This window comes from Streptomyces sp. NPDC050509 (assembly GCF_044457965.1).
In the GTDB taxonomy this organism is placed as follows: domain Bacteria; phylum Actinomycetota; class Actinomycetes; order Streptomycetales; family Streptomycetaceae; genus Streptomyces.
Window position 1 is genome coordinate 160816 of sequence record NZ_JBITHL010000017.1, and the last position, 17143, is coordinate 177958.

Consider the following 17143-nt stretch of genomic DNA (forward strand, 5'->3'; position numbering starts at 1 on the left):
GCATGTACCTCTGTTCAGCTCTTTTCCTGCCCTGTTCACCTGCAACGATGCACGGTCCCCATCAGTTCCGGTTTATTTCGAAAGACAGGGGCGGAGCGGCGACGACGGCAGCACTCACCTGTACGAATCCGGGAATGCCTGGACCCATGGCGGCACGCAGTGCCCTCGCCCCTTCAGCGAGCGAGGCACCGGTCGTCATGAGATCGTCCACCAACACCACCCGGCCGCCTTCCAGCAGCCGGGTACCCCCGATGGCGACCTCCAATGCCCCCGAAAGGTTCGCCTGTCTCTGCCGGGCACCGAGGGCCGCCTGATCGGCCACCGGGCGGCGCTGGCGCAGCAGCGGCAGGACCCGGCACTCGCGCCCGGTACGCCGCAGCTCTCCGGCGGCGGCCAGCGCCAGCCTGCGGCCCGCGTCGTGCCCCCGCGCCCCGACCGCGCGCAGGGTGGACGGCACCGGCACGAGGAGCAGCGGCCCCACGCCCGTACCGGGCGGCGCGGCGGCCCGTACAGCGCCCGCCAGGGCGCGTCCCAGCGGCGCGGCGAGGCCCAGGGCCCCGCGCTCCTTGTGCGCCAGCAGAACGGCCCGTACGGCGTCCTCGTACGGAGCCGCCGCGTGAACGGCCGGCAGCCCCGGCGGCTCCGGCACCGGCCGCACCCGGCACGGCCACGTCCCGTACAGCGCCCGGCCGCACGCCTCGCACAAAGGTGTCCTGGGGCTCCCGCATCCGCCACAGGCGACCGGCAGCACCAGGCCGGTGATCTCCCGCCACCACGCCCGCATGGGACACACTGTGCCAACCTCCGAGGCACCGGGCCACCCCTGTGGACAACTCCGTCGGGCAAAGCCCGTAACCAGCCGTTTCCACGTCCCGGCGGTCTGCGACCACCGGCTGATTCCAGGCCACACCTCAGGGCGGCGCCGTCACCGGACGGCGCCGCCTTCAAGTGCGGCCGTCGGACGTCAGCCCGGGTAGACGGGCGACGAGCCCACTTCGACCATCGTCTGCCAGTTCGCGCCCGTCGGCAGCCGTACGATCCCGGCGTCCTCCGAGTCGGCCACCACGGGCTGCTGGTCGTCGTCCGCCGCGGCGATCGCCGTCACCTGGTTCAGCCCGGGCAGCACGCTCGACGCCGAGGTCGATCCGTCGGTCTGCATGTAGCGGACCTGCTGCACGCCCCCCTGCTCCTTGCCGACCACCACGAGTCTGCTCGGACCGGCCCAGGAGACCGCCGTGACGGTCTCCAGTTGCGGGGCGGCCGACTGGAGTTCCACCACGGACACCACCGGTTCGGCCGCGGAGCCGTGCCGCTCCACCCGCCCGATCTGGAGCGTGGTCCTGCCGTCCTTCGCCAGCAGCAGCGCGACCCGCACCCCGTCCGCCGACACCCGCAGCCCCTCGATGCGCGCACCGTCCAGACCGTCGACCGTGACCGTGCGCGGCTCGCCCTCTCCGTCCGCGAACCGCAGCAGACGCGGGTTCGCCGGGTCCCGGTCGGCGACCCACAGATCGCCGCGCCCGTCCCAGCTCGGCGCCGACAGCCGTTCCTTCTCGTCCGGTCCCTTGCTGGTCACCAGCGGATCGCCCGGCTCGCTGTCCGCGAGGATCGACGACACGTACAGCGCCTTGGCGTCCTTCGTGACGCCCGCCGCGTGCTTCTCGTCGCGCGCCACGGCGACCCAGCCCAGCTTCAGATCGCCCTTGCCCAGCGGCCCGATGACCTGCGACCGGTCCACGCTCTCGCCGCCGCCCGCCTGGAGCAGCGAGAGGCGTCCCCGGTCGTCCACGTAGTACGGGTTGTCGGGCCGGCCGGTGGTGCGGTCCGGCGCGAACTCCTCGGCCTGGTCGCCGCTGAGCACACAGAGCGAGGAGCCGTCGGCCAGCAGCTCGACCTGTCCCACCGGCGTGGCGGTGAGGTCCCGCAGGGTGAACAGGAGCTGCGCGGCCATCTTCCGGCACTGTGCGCGCCCCGCCTTGGACGCCTTCTCGTTGAGCGGCACCTTCAGCGCGTTGCGGTCGTCGAACTCCAGTGACGTGGTGCCCTTCTGGAGTGCGGTGCCGCTGGGGAACGGGGAGTCGACGACCGGTTTCAGCCAGTTCGTCGGCCCGTCGAGCAGCACCCTGACCGCCTGGGTGACCGGATCCATCCGGCTCGTGGGGTCTATGCGCTGACGGATGTAGACCGGGTCGGCCACCAGCCAGTTCTCGCCGGAGGCGAAGTAGTACTTGTTCACGGACCGGTAATTGCGCTGGAAGTCCGACTCGCCGAGGACGAGCCCCTGCGGCAGATCATCGATCCGCCACTCCTTGGTGCCCCCGATGTTCTGCCGCACCAGGTGGATGGTGCCGTTGTACGCCGTGGGATCGAGCGGCTGATAGGCGTGCGAGGAGTCCACGTCGGCTATCCGGTCGCCGTACAGCGGATACGTCAGACCGCCGCTGTCCGAGCCGGACGCCTCCTTCGGGACCGCGGGGTCCGGCGCGGCGCGCAGCACCGTCGTACCGGCGCCCGGCTGCCAGTAGCGGGACGCTTCCGGCGTCAGATACTTCCTGGCCATCGCGAAATCGGGATCGTCACTGGTCATGGCCTCCAGGAAGCCGTCGACGATCTCGGCGGGACCCGCCTTCTCGCGCGGCGGTACGGCGTACACCCGCACCTGGGACTCACCGGCCGGCGACGCCTTGACCGGCTCCACCTCCCCGCTGTCCGGGATCGATGCGCACCCGGCCAGCAGCAGGGCGAGAACCCCCAGCACGACCGGCGTCCGCACCGCCCTCCCCAGCCCGACCCTCTGGCGGTCAGCGCCCACGTACCGTGTCCTCCCGCTGCGGATCCGACGGTGCGGATTCTTCTGATGGAGTGCCCGCCTCGGGGGCCCGCTCCCCGGCGGGCCGCGCCACCACCCGGGCGCCACTGCCCGGCAGGGCCGTGGGATCCACCGTGGCGGCCGTACGGGGCAGCGCGGGCGGTCCCGCTGCCGCCTGGAGCGGGGAGCGGTCCACGCGCGGCTGTGCCGGCACGCTCGCCAGCCGGTGCGCGCTCTCCTTCAGCTCCTGGGACCCGGCGCTCTCCCGGTTGCGCCGGGAGTCCTCGGGCTCCAGCGGTATGGGGGAGCCGCGCAGCGCCTCGTCGGCCGTACGCGGCAGTGTCAGCCGGAACTGGGAGCCCCCGCCGGGTTCGCCCCACGCCTGGAGCCAACCGCCGTGCAGCCGGGCGTCCTCGACGGCGATCGACAGCCCGAGCCCGGTGCCGCCCGTCGTGCGGGCGCGCGCCGGGTCGGCCCGCCAGAAGCGGTTGAACACCCGGGTGGCCTCGCCCGGCTTGAGCCCCACCCCGTAGTCGCGTACGGCGACCGCGACGGCACCGCCCGCCACACCGAGCCGTACGACGACATCCCGGCCCTCACCGTGCTCGACGGCGTTGACGACCAGATTGCGCAGCACCCGCTCCACCCGGCGGGCATCGGCCTCGGCGACCACGGGCTGCTCGTCCCCGAGGACCTGGATCCGGCTGCCCTTGCGCTCGGCCAGCGGCTCGGCGCCGCCGATCACCCGGCGCACGACCTCGCGTAGATCTATCGGCTCGGCCTCCAGGGCCGCCGCGCCGGCGTCGAAGCGGCTGATCTCCAGCAGGTCCGCGAGCAGCGACTCGAAGCGGTCGAGCTGGTCCCCGAGCAGTTCGGCGGAGCGCGCCGTCACCGGATCGAAGTCGGCGCGCGCCTCGTGGATGACGTCGGCGGCCATCCGTACGGTCGTCAGCGGGGTGCGCAGCTCGTGCGAGACGTCGGAGACGAAGCGCCGCTGCATCCGGGAGAGCTCCTCCAACTGCTGGATCTTGAGCTGGAGATTCTGCGCCATCTTGTTGAAGGCTTCACCGAGCCGGGCGATGTCGTCCTCGCCGGTGACCTTCATACGTTCCTGGAGGCGGCCGGTGGAGAGCCGCTCGGCGATTCCCGCGGCCATACGTACGGGTGTCACGACCTGCCGCACCACCAGCCAGGCGATGGCGCCCAGCAGGACCACCACGAAGAGCCCGGCCGTGGCGAGCGTGCCCTTGACCAGGTTGAGCGACTGCTCCTCCTGCGTCAGCGGGAAGAGGTAGTACAGCTCGTACGCGTTGCCGTTGGCGTCGTTCAGCCGCTTGCCGACGATCAGCCCCGGCTCCGGATCCCGGTCCTCGGTGGCCCGGGTGTACCGGATCTGCGCGTAGCTCTGGTACGGCCCGGTGCCCTGCGCGACCGCGGTCCGCAGATTGACGGGAACGCTGGAGAAGTCGACCCCGCCGGAGACCCGGGGCGCCCGGCTGGTGGACGCCGCGTCCTGCCCGTCGGGGCTCAGCGCGACCACGTTGAAGGCCCCGGGGCCGCCACTGGCGAGCTGCTCGACCAGGTCGGACCGCCAGTTGACGGAGTTCCTCCCCGACCGGCCGCTCTCCCCGTCGCCGTCCCGGCCGCCGAGCGCGGCCGGGGAGTCGGCCTTCTCCTTGGCCACGGTGAAACCGCCGGCCGCCTGGCTCTGCGCGGCCTTCTCCTTGGCTTCGAGCAGGCCGTTGCGCACCTGACCGATGACCACGAAACCGAGCAGCAGCACCACGCCCAGCGACATCAGCAGCGTCGCCGCGACGACCCGGAGCTGGATGTTGCGCCGCCACAGCCGCACGGCGGGCAGCAGCGGACGCCGCACCCACCGCACGAGCAGCCGCAGCACAGGACCGCCCGGCGAACCGTCCTGGAGCAGCCGGCCGCTCTGGAACAGCCGGGTCACCCCCGAGAAGGCACGCCCGGGCCCGGCAGCCCGCCCCGCACGGACTCCCGGCTCACCGGGCTTCGGAGCAGCGCTGCCGCCGGACATGTCAGCTCGGCCCTGCCTTGTAACCGACACCACGGACGGTCACCACGATCTCCGGGCGCTCGGGGTCCTGCTCGACCTTGGAACGCAGCCGCTGGACATGCACATTGACCAGTCGGGTGTCCGCGGCGTGCCGGTAACCCCACACCTGCTCAAGAAGCACCTCACGGGTGAACACCTGCCACGGCTTACGGGCCAGCGCGACCAGCAGATCGAACTCCAGCGGCGTCAGGGCGATCGACTGCCCGTCCCGCTTCACTGAGTGACCCGCCACATCGATGACCAGGTCACCTATGGTCAACTGCTCCGGCGCCGGCTCCTCCGACCTGCGCAGCCGCGCCCTGATCCGGGCCACCAGCTCCTTGGGCTTGAACGGCTTGACGATGTAGTCGTCGGCGCCGGACTCCAGCCCCACCACCACATCGACCGTGTCGCTCTTGGCCGTGAGCATGACGATGGGCACCCCGGACTCGGCCCTGATGAGCCGGCACACCTCGATGCCGTCCCGACCGGGCAGCATGAGGTCCAGCAGCACCAGGTCCGGCTTGGCCTCCCGGAAGGCCGCGAGTGCCTTGTCACCGTCCGCTACGAACGACGGCTCGAAACCTTCACCCCGCAGCACAATCCCGAGCATCTCGGCCAGTGCGGTGTCGTCATCGACGACAAGGACGCGTCCCTTCATATCGACATCATCCCATTTTCATTTCCGTTGCGTAGACACGCGTGATCTGTCTCACTGACCGGCGACGACGTGCGCCGATGGCCGTGTGTGACCGTCGCTGTCCGTCGACGTTGATGTCAAGCACTGATGTCAAACCCGCTGCGGTGGATCCGAGCCCTTGGCCGACCGCCACGGCACTCCCACCCGCATCCCGCCTCCCGTCGTCCCACACGGTAGTGGAGCGCACGACCGTTCCGGACGGCCCGACCGCACCATGAACACCTGCGGGACGGCCGCCGGTTCAGCCGATCCCCGCCCGGCGCGCCCCGGCACACAACTCCGCGATTCCGCCCCCGGTCACCGGGGACAGCGCACCGCACTCGGTGACGATCGCCGTCACCAGTTCCGGCGGAGTGACGTCGAAGGCCGGGTTGTACGCCTGCGTCCCCAGCGGCGCCACCGGCGTCCCGCCCCCGGGCTCCACCCCCGCCACCGCGACCTGCGGCGCTGTGAACTCCGTCACCTCCTGGCCCGGTCGTTGCTCCACCTCTATCGACGCCCCGTCCGTGGTGTCCAGGTCGATGGTCGTGGTGGGGGCGACCACGATGAACGGCACATGGTGGTACTTGGCGAGCACGGCGAGCGGATAGCTCCCCACCTTGTTCGCCACCGAGCCGTCGGCGGCGATCCGGTCCGCCCCGATCAGGACGGCGTCCACCTCCCCCGCCGCGAAGAGCGAACCCGCCGCGTTGTCCGTCAGCAAGGTGTACGCCATCCCGTTGCGCGCCGCCTCGTACGCCGTCAGCCGCGCACCCTGGAGCAGCGGACGCGTCTCGTCCACCCACAGGCGCCGCAGCCGGCCGGCGCGGTGCGCCGCCCTGGCCACCGCGAACGCGGTGCCCTCCCCACCCGAGACGAGCGCCCCGGTGTTGCAGTGGGTCAGGATCCGATGGCCGCCTCCCGGCAGCAGTTCGTCGAGGAATGTGAGCCCGAACGCCGCCATCTCCGCGCTGGCCTGGGCATCTTCCCGGTGGAGCCGCTTCGCCTCGGTGAGCGCGGCAGCCGCCGCCCCCTTCGGATCCGCCCCTCGGTCGGCCGCCGCACGGTACGCGTCACGGGCCCGGTACACCCCGTACCCAAGGTTCACCGCGGTGGGCCGCGCCCCCGCCAACTGCTCCGCCGCGTCCTCGACGTCGTAACCACGCGCCGCGGCCAGCGCCACCCCGTAGGCGCCCGCGATCCCCAGCAGCGGTGCGCCCCGGACCGCCAGCGTCCTGATCGCCACCACCAGAGCGGGCACATCCGTACAGACCAGCTCAGCCTCCTCGACCGGAAGTCGCGTCTGGTCAAGGAGGACCAGTACGGGCCCTTCGGGCGGCTCGTCCCAACGGAGGGAGGGGAGCATCGGCGGCTCCGCGCCGACCGACGTGTGTGCGTACTGATCAGCCATCCGCTCAGTCTGCCCGCTGCGGCACGGACAATGAAGGCGAGAACAGAGCCGATAAGGAGATACAGCCCCCGGTCCGTCCCGGCGCGCCGCGTGGCACGATGGCTGCCAGGCCCTGTTTCCCGGATCTCCGTGGGCCCGGAACCCCAGGCACGGCACTTCGCCACCGATCCACGGAGATCCGGGAAACAGGACCCAGGTCGTGTCCGACGGATCTTCACAGGCCCGCGACGCCCCGCACCGCATCCCGCAGGGGTGCCGATGTCGTCCCTGTACCTCCGGTCCATCGACGACGCCGGTCCGCCATCCCTCGGCGCACGCCACCGGCGGCGACTCCCGCCGCCGGTGCGGCGGACGGGGTCCGGGCCGCGAAGCTCCACCGGACGCGACCTGGCCCGCCGCCCCGCTCCGCGGACGGGCACCGTCGAAGCGCCGGCTCCCCGAGCCGGCCTCTCAACCAATCCACGAGGTGGACGACCGTGAACGACACTCCGGGCTGGGCCTCGCCCGGATCCGCCCCGTCCGACGGCCAGGACGCCACTGTGCCCCGGCCAGCAGAGCCCGCCGACGACACCGGCTCCGCCTCGAAGTGGTCCACGTCCCAGCCACCGGCCGGACAGTGGTCCCCGCCGAGCGCGCCCGGGACCGGCCCCAACGCCCCCGGACCCGCGCGAGGCTGGGGCGGACCGCCCCCGGGCGGGCCCGGTCCCGGCTGGGGCAAGCCGCCGGCCGCCAAGCCGGGGGTCATCCCGCTCCGCCCGCTGAGTGTCGGTGAGATCCTCGACGGCGCCGTCTCGACCCTGCGCGTCCACTGGCGCACGGTGCTGAGCGTCAGCCTCGCCGTCTCCGTGGTCTCCCAGATCGGCGACATCCTCCTCCGGCGCTATCTGCTGCCCGAGCCGGTCGCGCTCGATCCGAACGCGACGCCGTCGGAACTCCTCAGCCAGACCGCCGACTCGGCTCAATCGCAGCTCGCCGCCGACGCCCCCTCGCTCGCCATCCTGGTGATCTGCACGCTCTTCACCACCGCGATACTCACCGTGGTGATCAGCCGCTCCGTGCTGGGCCGTCCCGTCACCCTCGCGGACGCCTGGAACGAGGCCCGCCCCCGCCTGCTCAGGCTGCTCGGATTCACCCTGCTGCTGCCGTTGATGAGCGCCGCCGTGCTGACCGTCGGCATGCTGCCCGGCCTGCTGATCGGGTCCACGGCCGGGGTCGCGCTCTCCCTGCTCGGCGCGGTGGCGGCCTTCGTCGTCGTCATCTGGCTGATGGTCCGCTTCAGCCTCACCTCCCCCGCGCTCATGCTGGAACGCCAGGGAGTCATCCCGTCGATGCGCCGCTCCGCCAAGCTCGTGGCGGGCGCCTGGTGGCGCACCTTCGGCATCCTGGCCCTCACCCTGCTGCTGTCCATGGTGCTCTCGCTGCTCATCGCCATCCCGTTCGCGATCATCGGTACGGCGGTGGGCGGCGACGGCCTCACCGGCTGGCCCTTCCTCATCGTCACCGGCATCGGTTCCGTGATCGCCTCCACCATCACGTACCCGATCTCCGCCGGCGTCACCGTCCTTCTCTACGTGGACCAGCGCATCCGGCGCGAGGCTCTCGACCTCGAACTCGCACGCGCCGCGGGCGTACCGGGCTACGGCACCGAACAGCCGGGCCACGGCCCCTCCGGGAGCTGATGCGGTGTCCGTCCTGGGGGGAACGACGACACGGCCGCTGATACGCGCGAGCGGCGACCTGCCGGTGGACACCTCCCGCGTCCCCGCCCGTGAGGCGGCGGAGCGGGAGCTGTCCGAGCCGATGTACCACGAGAACGATCCCAACCTCCTGGAACGTGCCCTCGATCGCATCGCGGAGTGGATCGGCAAGCTCTTCGAGGGCGCGTCCGGCGCCGCCCCCGGCGGCCCGCTCGGACTCGTCGTGATCGCCCTGATCGTCGTGGCGCTCTGCGCCGCCCTGTGGTGGCGGCTGGGCACCCCCCGGCGCCTGTCGGCCGCCACGGGCACCCTCTTCGACGACGGCCCCCGCAGCGCCGCACAGCACCGCACCACGGCCGAGGCGCACGCCGCGGCCCACCGCTGGACGGAGGCGGTCCAGGAGCGGATGCGTGCCATCGTCCGCTCCCTGGAGGAACGGGCCCTGCTCGACCCCCGCCCCGGCCGCACCGCCGACGAAGCGGCCTCCGAAGCGGGGCGCGCACTCCCCGGCCACGCGGACCGACTGCGCACGGCCGCCAGGGAGTTCGACGACGTCACGTACGGGGGCCGCACCGCCGACGAGCGGACATATCTGCGACTGCGTGAACTCGACACCGACCTCGAACGAGCGAAGCCGCACCTGAGCACCGTGGCCGGAGGAACAACCGAGTGACCTCCCCCCTCAGCCCCACCTCGCTCGCCCCGAGCGCCCGCCAGGTCTGGACACGAGGCCGCGGACTCCTCCTCGCCCTTCTCGTCCTGCTGACGGCCGGGATCGCGATGGCCGCCCTGCGCTCCGGCGAACAGCACGGACGTCTCGACCCGCGCTCCGCGGACCGGTTCGGCAGCCGCGCCACCGCCGAACTCCTCAGGGACCACGGGGTCTCCGTCACCGTCCGCACCACCCTGCGCGCGGCCACGGCCGAAGCCGGCCCCGACACCACCCTGCTGGTCACCAACCCCGACCTGCTGACATCCACGCAGCAGCACACCCTGCGCGCCCGGACGGCCCCCGCGGGCGGTCGTACCGTCCTGCTCGGCGCGGGCCCGCCGTCCCTCGGCACTCTGGCGCCCGGAGTCCGTACGAACACCCCCGTACCGGTCTCGGCCCACGCCCCCCGGTGCTCGCTGCCCGCCGCCGTCCGCGCGGGCACCGTCGACATCGGCGGCGAGCGCTACGAGACGGACACGCCCGGGGCCGACTCCTGCTACCCGAGCCACGGCGCACCGACCCTCCTCCGAATCCCGGACACGAGGACCGGCTCCGCCGGCACGTCGGCCACCGACGCCGCATCCGGTGACACCGTGCTGCTCGGCTCCCCCGACATCCTGTACAACGACCGCCTCGACCAGCAGGGCAACGCGTCGCTGGCCCTTCAACTCCTCGGCTCCCGGCCTCATCTCGTCTGGTACCTCCCTTCACTCAGTGATGACTACGCCTCCGGTGCCGACGGTGGCGAGGACAACGCCGGCAGTACATTCCTCGAACTGATCCCTTCCGGCTGGCTCTGGGGCACCTCCCAGCTCTTCCTGGCCGCGCTGCTCGCCGCCGTCTGGCGCGCCCGCCGGCTGGGGCCACTCGTGACGGAACGGCTCCCTGTGGCCATCCGCGCCTCCGAGTCCACCGAGGGACGCGCAGGCCTCTACCGCAAGGCGAACGCACGGGACCACGCCGCATCAGCCCTGCGCGCGGCCACCCGTGACCGCCTCGCCCCGCTCGTCGGCGTTCCTCCCACCAAGGCACACAAGCCCGACTCCCTGATCCCCGCGGTCTCCGCCCGTCTGCCGGACTCGGACCACGACCTGGCCGCCCTCCTCTTCGGTCCGGCCCCGACCGGGGACGCCGCTCTCATCCGCCTGGCGGACCAACTCGACGCCCTCGAAAGAGAGGTACGCACCTCATGAGTGCCCCGACCGAACAGAACGCCGGGACCCCCGGACCTGCCGGGAACACGGGCAGCGCCCGCGCGGCCCTGGAAGCCCTACGCGCCGAGATAGCGAAGGCAGTGGTCGGCCAGGACCCCGCCGTCACCGGGCTTGTCGTAGCCCTGCTCTGCCGCGGCCACGTCCTCCTCGAAGGAGTCCCCGGGGTAGCCAAGACCCTGCTCGTACGGGCACTCGCCGCCTCCCTCGAACTCGACACCAAACGCGTTCAGTTCACCCCCGACCTGATGCCGAGCGACATCACCGGCTCACTCGTCTACGACTCCCGCACCTCGGAGTTCTCCTTCCAGCCCGGCCCGGTCTTCACCCATCTGCTGCTGGCCGACGAGATCAACCGCACCCCGCCCAAGACCCAGTCGTCCCTCCTGGAGGCCATGGAGGAGCGCCAGGTCACCGTCGACGGCGTCGCGCGCCCCCTGCCCGACCCGTTCCTGGTCGCCGCGACCCAGAACCCGGTCGAGTACGAGGGCACTTACGCCCTTCCCGAAGCCCAGCTCGACCGATTCCTGCTCAAGCTGGCGGTGCCGCTGCCCTCCCGTGACGACGAGATCAATGTGCTGACCCGCCATGCGGAAGGTTTCGATCCGCGCGATCTCCAGGCCGCGGGGGTACGGCCCGTCGCCGGACCTGCCGACCTGCAAGCGGCGCGCGAAGCGGTCGCCAAGACCTCTGTCTCACCCGAGATCGCGGGCTATGTCGTCGATATCTGCCGTACCACGCGTGAATCCCCCTCGCTGTCCCTCGGCGTCTCCCCACGAGGAGCCACCGCCCTGCTCTCCACGGCCCGTGCCTGGGCCTGGCTGACCGGCCGCGACTACGTCATCCCCGACGACGTCAAAGCCCTGGCTCTTCCCACCCTGCGCCATCGCGTCCAACTCCGGCCCGAAGCAGAGATGGAGGGAGTCACTGCCGACTCCGTCATTACCGCGATCCTCGCCCATGTCCCCGTACCCCGATGAGGCTGTGAAACCGTGGCCCTCACCGGACGGAGCGCTCTCCTCGCGGCTCTTGGCTCGCTCCCCATCGGTGTCTTCGCCCCCAGTTGGGCGGGGATCCTCGCCGTCAATGTGCCGCTCTCACTCGCCATTCTGTGCGACTACGCCCTGGCGACACCAGTGCGAACGCTCCAATTCACCCGAAACGGTGACACCTCAGTTCGACTCGGCGAGAGCGCGGCAGTCCACCTCACCGTCACCAACCCCTCAGGCCGCCGCCTGCGTGCCCAGCTCCGCGACGCCTGGCCGCCCAGTAGCTGGCTCACCGGGACCGACCGGTCGAGTTCCCGGCACACCGTGACCGTCCCGCCGGGCGAGCGCCGCCGGCTCACCACCCTGCTCCGCCCCACTCGGCGCGGCGACCGGCACGCGGAACGGGTAACCGTGCGCTCGTTCGGGCCGCTGGGACTGGCCTCGCGCCAGGGCAGCCACGACGTCCCCTGGACCGTGCGTGTGCTTCCGCCCTTCACGAGTCGGAAGCACTTGCCGTCCAGACTGGCCCGTCTGCGGGAACTCGACGGCCGCACCAGCGTGCTGACCCGCGGCGAGGGCACCGAGTTCGACAGTCTCAGGGAGTACGTGACCGGCGACGACACCCGGTCCATCGACTGGCGGGCGACCGCGCGCCAGTCGACCGTCACCGTACGGACCTGGCGTCCCGAACGGGACCGGCATCTCCTCATCGTCCTCGACACCGGCCGCACCTCGGCGGGCCGTGTGGGCGACGTCCCACGTCTGGACGCCGCCATGGATGCCACACTCCTCCTGACCGCCCTCGCCTCGCGAGCCGGCGACCGGGTTGATCTCCTCGCCTACGACCGGCGCACACGCGCCCAGGTCCAGGGCCGCGCGGCGGGCGACGTCCTGTCGGCGATGGTGAACGTGCTGGCCCCGCTGGAACCGGAGCTGGTGGAAACGGACGCCCGCGGCCTCAGCGCGGCAACGCTGAAGAGCGCCCCTCGCCGATCACTCATCGTGTTGTTGACGAGCCTCGACGCAGCGCCCGTGGAGGAAGAACTCCTCCCCGTCCTGCCGCAGCTCACCCGACGCCACACCGTCATCGTGGCCTCGGTCGCCGATCCTCACATCGAGAAGATGAGCGCGGCACGAGGCACAGTGGACGCGGTATACGAAGCCGCGGCCGGCGCCCAGGCACAGGGCCAGAGGCGGCGGACGGCAGAACTGTTGCAGAGCAAGGGCGTCACGGTCGTGGATGCCACTCCGGAAAAGCTCGCGCCTGCTCTGGCCGATGCGTACCTCGCGCTCAAAGCGGCTGGACGTCTCTAGTGCTGTGACCGGAAACGATCACCGGGTGGTCTCGATTGGCCGTGTGCCGGTTGGATGTGACGACAACTCCAACCGGTGCGGGGAGGCGGGATGGCAGAGCCGGTCAGGGTTCGCAGGCTGACCGAGCAGGAGGGGCAGAAGCTGCAGCGAATAGTGCGGCGGGGCAGCACGAGCACGGTGCGGTTCCGGCGGGCGATGATGCTGTTGACCTCGGCGGGCGGGAACAGCGTCCCGGTGATCGCAAAGCCAGTGCAGGCGGACGAGGACACTGTCCGCGATGTGATCCACCGCTTCAACGAGAGCGGGCCGGCCTGCCTGGACCCTCACTGGGCGGGAGGCCGGCCCCGCCTGCTCACGGGTGACGACGAGGAGTTCGTCATCCTGACGGCCACCACCCGTCCCACCAAGCTCGGCCGGACCTTCACCCGGTGGCCGATCCGCAAACTCGCCGATCATCTGCCGCGCAACTTCGCCCGTCCGATACGGATCGGCCGTGAGGCTCTGCGCTGTCTGCTCCTGCGCCGCGGGATCACTTTCCAGCGCACCAAGACCTGGAAGGAGTCCACCGACCCGGATTTCGACGCCAAGTTGGACCGGATCGAGTACGCCATCAACGAGCGGCCTGACCGCACCTTCTCCTTCGACGAGTTCGGCCCTCTGGGTATCCGTCCCACGGCCGGATCGTGCTGGGCGCCCAAGAGCCGGCCGGACCGGCTGCCGGCGACCTTTCACCGCACCCACGGAGTCACCTGTTTCCACGGCTGCTACTCGGTCGGTGACGACACCTTGTGGGGCGTCAACCGTCTCCGCAACGGCATCCCTCCGACCTGGGCCGCGAAGAACAAGGTCGAGCTGTGCTTCACGCCGACGAACGCGTCCTGGGCGAACCCGATCGAGGCACACTTCGGTCCGCTGCGCCGGTTCACCCTGGCCAACTCCCACCACCCCAACCACACCGTCCAGACCCGGGAGTTGCACCGCTACCTGCGCCGACGCAACCAGAACGCCCGACACCCCGACGTTCTGGCCGCCCAGCGCCGCGAACGAGCCCGCATCCGCAGCGAGAAAGGCGTCTGCTGGGGAGGCCGCCCAGCACCCGCACGGCAAGACACGACAGGCCGTGAGCAGACTCAATGGGCAGGGAGCCTCTCGCGCAGGAAGCCGAGAAGCAGATCGGTGACGACGGATGGCCGCTCCAGGCTGGGCAGATGACCTGCCCAGGGCAGTTCGAGGTGGCGGGCGTCCGAGAGTAGATCCGGCAGGCGGGCAGCGATCCGCTGGAAGTCCGCCAGATCATGCCCACCGGACAGGGCGAGGCAAGGGGCTTCGATTGTCGCCAGGTCGAACTCCGCCTCGATCGGCTCGAACTCCTCGGCAGCGAGTTGCACCTCAAAGGCGTGCCGCTGCATCAGGTGCACCGCCTCCCGAGCGGCCTCGTCGGCGTCCGGGCCCAGCCAGGTATCAGCCATCAGCTCAACCGCCCCGGCGATATCCCCAGCCTCAAGCAGCGCATCCTCACGCTCGCCGACAGCCTCAAGCGCAGGACTGGGCTCATGGCCGGGAAGCGCGGAACACACCAGCACCATCGCGCTCACCCGGCCTGGCCACCGGGCAGCGACTTCCAAGGTGACCTGCCCGCCGTACGAGGCTCCAACCAGCGCCGCCTGGCCGATGCCGAGAGCGTCCAGGACTTCCAGCACATCCTCAGCGTCACTGTGGGGTCCATCCGCCGCAGCAGTCTCGCCGAAGCCCCGAAAGTCGCAGCGCACCAGCCTGTAGCCGGCCTCGATCAAGGCAGGCGCCTGCGCGTCCCACATCCGCCGGTCACACACCCCGGAATGCAGCAGCACCAGTGCAGGACCGCTTCCAGCCACGTCATGGGAGATCGTCATCCGACAGACCTTACGTAGCAGGTACTTGAAACGCCTCCTCAATACCACCACTGCCAACCCGGTGAACCTTCCCGGTCACAGCACTAGGGCGTGTTTCGAAAGTGGATCTTGAGCTCCCGTGGCTGCCGGCCGCCACGCTTCGACCGCTAGGGCCAACGCCGTTCAGTTAAGCGCGAGGGCTGTTCGTCAAGGCGGGTGAACGAGGCAGCGGAGCTGCTGTAGAAGAGGTTTGTCCTCCAAGACATCCTCACCACAGGAGCTCCGCTGTTGGAACAGGCTGCCGTAACAGGGGCGGTCGGGGTAGCGGCCGGTGTGTTCGCGCCGGGACACATTGGCGAGCTGACCAGGATCGTGCCGTTCGAGATGGTCGACGAGGTGCTGGCGGAGACCCGGGCAGTGCAGCGCAGGGTCCGGCTGGTGCCGGCGCGGGTCACGGTGTACCTGCTGCTGGCTGCGGCACTCTTCAACGGGCTTGGCTACCAGCAGGTTTTCGACCGGTTATGCGCCCGGCTGGCAGGCCTGCCGCTGCTCCGGCCCAGCGGCAGCGCTCTTCGTCAAGCCCGCCAGCGGTTGGGTCCGGCACCGATGAAAACGCTGTTCGACCTGGTGAGCGGCCCAGCGGTCACGACCGCTGCCGCTGCCGGGCGGTGGCGGGGCCCGAGGGTCGTCGCGGTTGACGGCACCCTGCTGCCGGTCCCGGACTGCCCGGCCAACCTCGCGGTATCCACCCGCCAGCGGCTCGGCAACGGGACCTCGGGCTACCCACAACTACGTCTGGCCGCGCTGGTGGCCTGCGGCACCCGGTCGGTGATCGGGGCTGTGTTCGGCCCCGCCACAACTGATGAGCTGGAGTACGCCCGCCGCCTGGCGGACAGCCTGCAGCCCGGAATGCTGCTGCTGGGCGACCGGGACTTCTCCTCCGCCGCGCTGCTGAACCAGCTGGCCGCCACCGGCGCCGATCTGCTGATGCGCTGCAAGGCCAACCGGAACCTGCCCGTGGTGAGTCGCTGCCACGACGGCTCGGTACTGACACGGATCGGACCGCTGACCATGCGCGTCATCGACGCCGAGATCACCATCCGCACCGCCCGGGGCAGCCGCACCGGCCGCTACCGGCTGCTGACCACCCTCACCGACCCGGCTACCCACCCGGCTGGTGAACTCGTCCGGCTCTACCACGAGCGCTGGGAGATCGAGACCGCCTACGCGGAGCTGAAGTCCACGATCCTGGGCGGACGCGTCCTGCGGGCCCGCACCCCCGACGGCATCGAACAGGAGGTTCGGGCCCTGCTGACCGCCTACCAGGCATTACGCACTCGATGGCTGACGCCACCGACAGCGTCCCGGGCACCGACCCGGACCGGGCCGGCTTCACCACCGCGCTCGCCGCTGCCCGGGATCAGCTCGTCCTGGCCGCCGGCGTCATCACCGGCACCGACATCGATCTCGTCGGCACCATCGGCCGTCACATCCTGACCCACCTCCTACCGGCCCGGCGGGTCCGCACCAAAGACCGCATCGTCAAACGCGCGATCTCCAAATACAACGCACCCGGACCCACCATCGACCGGACCACCCACAAGGCCACCATCCACATCAACATGCTCACGGGCAGCCCTTGACGCCCCGGTCCCCGCCCTAACTGAACGGCGTTGCCGCTAGAGCTCGTAGTCCTGGGCCAGCTCTTCCCAGCGAATTCTGCGAAGCGCAAGGTCAGCGTCCTCGCCCGACGGGACATCCAAGACCGTCTGGAACCAGACCACAGTGAGGGCGGAACGGTGCAGCACCGGATCGAGTTCAGGGGCTACCGCTGTTGAGCGGAAGGCGCCGATGCAGGCCACGGTAGGCAGCACCTCGACAGGGCCGAAGGCACCGGCGGTCTGGTCCGGGTACTCGCGGGAGGGCGGAACCAGGTGGACTGGCGTGGAGGGAAACGTGTGGCCGGCCTGCCGCTGGAGGCCACTGACCTTCATGTCGTTGATGGGCTTGCACGGGTAGCCCTCCAGCATCCCCCCGTAGGTCGAAGACATTCGCAGCTCGGTGAGCTCGATCGAACGGCCGGACGTGAGGGCTATGTGGCTCAGCGACATTCCGACACCCTATGCGCACGATTCACTTCCGATTCCACGCCCTAGATGGGTGGAGGACAGGACGTTGGCGTGGACGGGGAAAAGTACCCGCCTCGTCCACACGAGAAGGCTCCTCTGGAAATGAAATGGGCCTGGAACGCAGAAATGCCCCGCACCAGAGGTGCGGGGCATTCCCGTCAATAATTGTTCGGCGGCGTCCTACTCTCCCACAGGGTCCCCCCTGCAGTACCATCGGCGCTGTGAGGCTTAGCTTCCGGGTTCGGAATGTAACCGGGCG

13 protein-coding genes, 1 rRNA gene and 1 pseudogene are annotated in these 17143 nt (G+C 70.7%); 7 read left to right on the forward strand and 8 right to left on the reverse strand.

Annotated features, from left to right (window positions below; genetic code table 11):
• Positions 1-61: 61 nt before the first annotated feature.
• The 5 genes from ACIBJC_RS35510 to mtnA form a co-directional block, all read right to left on the reverse strand.
• Positions 62-784, reverse strand: coding sequence for a ComF family protein (locus ACIBJC_RS35510; RefSeq protein WP_399299836.1), 723 nt, complete (start codon positions 782-784; stop codon positions 62-64).
• Between the two features lie 180 nt (positions 785-964).
• Positions 965-2812, reverse strand: coding sequence for an LpqB family beta-propeller domain-containing protein (locus ACIBJC_RS35515; RefSeq protein ID WP_399299839.1), 1848 nt, complete (start codon positions 2810-2812; stop codon positions 965-967).
• On the reverse strand, positions 2802-4853 hold the full coding sequence (gene mtrB / locus ACIBJC_RS35520) for an MtrAB system histidine kinase MtrB (protein ID WP_399299841.1): 2052 nt from the start codon (positions 4851-4853) through the stop codon (positions 2802-2804). The genes ACIBJC_RS35515 and mtrB overlap by 11 nt, the downstream gene beginning before the upstream one ends.
• 1 nt (position 4854) lies before the next feature.
• On the reverse strand, positions 4855-5532 hold the full coding sequence (gene mtrA, locus ACIBJC_RS35525; protein WP_329826349.1) for a two-component system response regulator MtrA: 678 nt from the start codon (positions 5530-5532) through the stop codon (positions 4855-4857).
• A gap of 280 nt (positions 5533-5812) precedes the next feature.
• Positions 5813-6961, reverse strand: a complete 1149-nt coding sequence (mtnA, locus tag ACIBJC_RS35530; RefSeq protein WP_399299845.1) for an S-methyl-5-thioribose-1-phosphate isomerase — start codon at positions 6959-6961, stop codon at positions 5813-5815.
• A gap of 476 nt (positions 6962-7437) precedes the next feature.
• Between mtnA and ACIBJC_RS35535 the strand changes: the two genes are divergently transcribed.
• From ACIBJC_RS35535 to ACIBJC_RS35560, 6 genes and pseudogenes are all read left to right on the forward strand, one after another.
• On the forward strand, positions 7438-8640 hold the full coding sequence (locus ACIBJC_RS35535; protein ID WP_399299848.1) for a hypothetical protein: 1203 nt from the start codon (positions 7438-7440) through the stop codon (positions 8638-8640).
• Between the two features lie 4 nt (positions 8641-8644).
• Entirely contained in the window at positions 8645-9331 is a 687-nt protein-coding gene (locus ACIBJC_RS35540) for a DUF4129 domain-containing protein (protein WP_399299849.1), read from the forward strand.
• Entirely contained in the window at positions 9328-10563 is a 1236-nt protein-coding gene (locus ACIBJC_RS35545) for a DUF4350 domain-containing protein (RefSeq protein WP_399299851.1), read from the forward strand. The genes ACIBJC_RS35540 and ACIBJC_RS35545 overlap by 4 nt, the downstream gene beginning before the upstream one ends.
• Positions 10560-11561: an AAA family ATPase gene (locus ACIBJC_RS35550; RefSeq protein ID WP_399299853.1), complete on the forward strand. Its 1002-nt coding sequence runs from the start codon at positions 10560-10562 to the stop codon at positions 11559-11561. Before ACIBJC_RS35545 ends, ACIBJC_RS35550 begins: the two co-directional genes overlap by 4 nt.
• A 12-nt stretch (positions 11562-11573) precedes the next feature.
• Positions 11574-12884: a DUF58 domain-containing protein gene (locus tag ACIBJC_RS35555; protein ID WP_399299856.1), complete on the forward strand. Its 1311-nt coding sequence runs from the start codon at positions 11574-11576 to the stop codon at positions 12882-12884.
• Positions 12885-12974: 90 nt separating this feature from the next.
• Positions 12975-13979, forward strand: a pseudogene (locus tag ACIBJC_RS35560) (helix-turn-helix domain-containing protein); the annotation flags it as partial.
• A gap of 35 nt (positions 13980-14014) precedes the next feature.
• On the opposite strand, the gene ACIBJC_RS35565 reads toward ACIBJC_RS35560, so the two are convergent.
• Entirely contained in the window at positions 14015-14776 is a 762-nt protein-coding gene (locus ACIBJC_RS35565; RefSeq protein ID WP_399299858.1) for an alpha/beta fold hydrolase, read from the reverse strand.
• Positions 14777-15043: 267 nt separating this feature from the next.
• Here ACIBJC_RS35565 and ACIBJC_RS35570 point away from each other — a divergent pair, with 267 nt between their 5' ends.
• Positions 15044-16252, forward strand: coding sequence for an IS4 family transposase (locus tag ACIBJC_RS35570; RefSeq protein ID WP_399299861.1), 1209 nt, complete (start codon positions 15044-15046; stop codon positions 16250-16252).
• 182 nt (positions 16253-16434) lie between these two features.
• Here the strand turns inward: ACIBJC_RS35570 and ACIBJC_RS35575 are convergent, their stop codons facing one another.
• Together ACIBJC_RS35575 and rrf are read right to left on the reverse strand one after the other, a co-directional pair.
• Positions 16435-16866: a hypothetical protein gene (locus ACIBJC_RS35575; protein WP_399299864.1), complete on the reverse strand. Its 432-nt coding sequence runs from the start codon at positions 16864-16866 to the stop codon at positions 16435-16437.
• 185 nt (positions 16867-17051) lie between these two features.
• Positions 17052-17143: ribosomal RNA gene (gene rrf, locus ACIBJC_RS35580) — 5S ribosomal RNA — on the reverse strand; the annotation flags it as partial.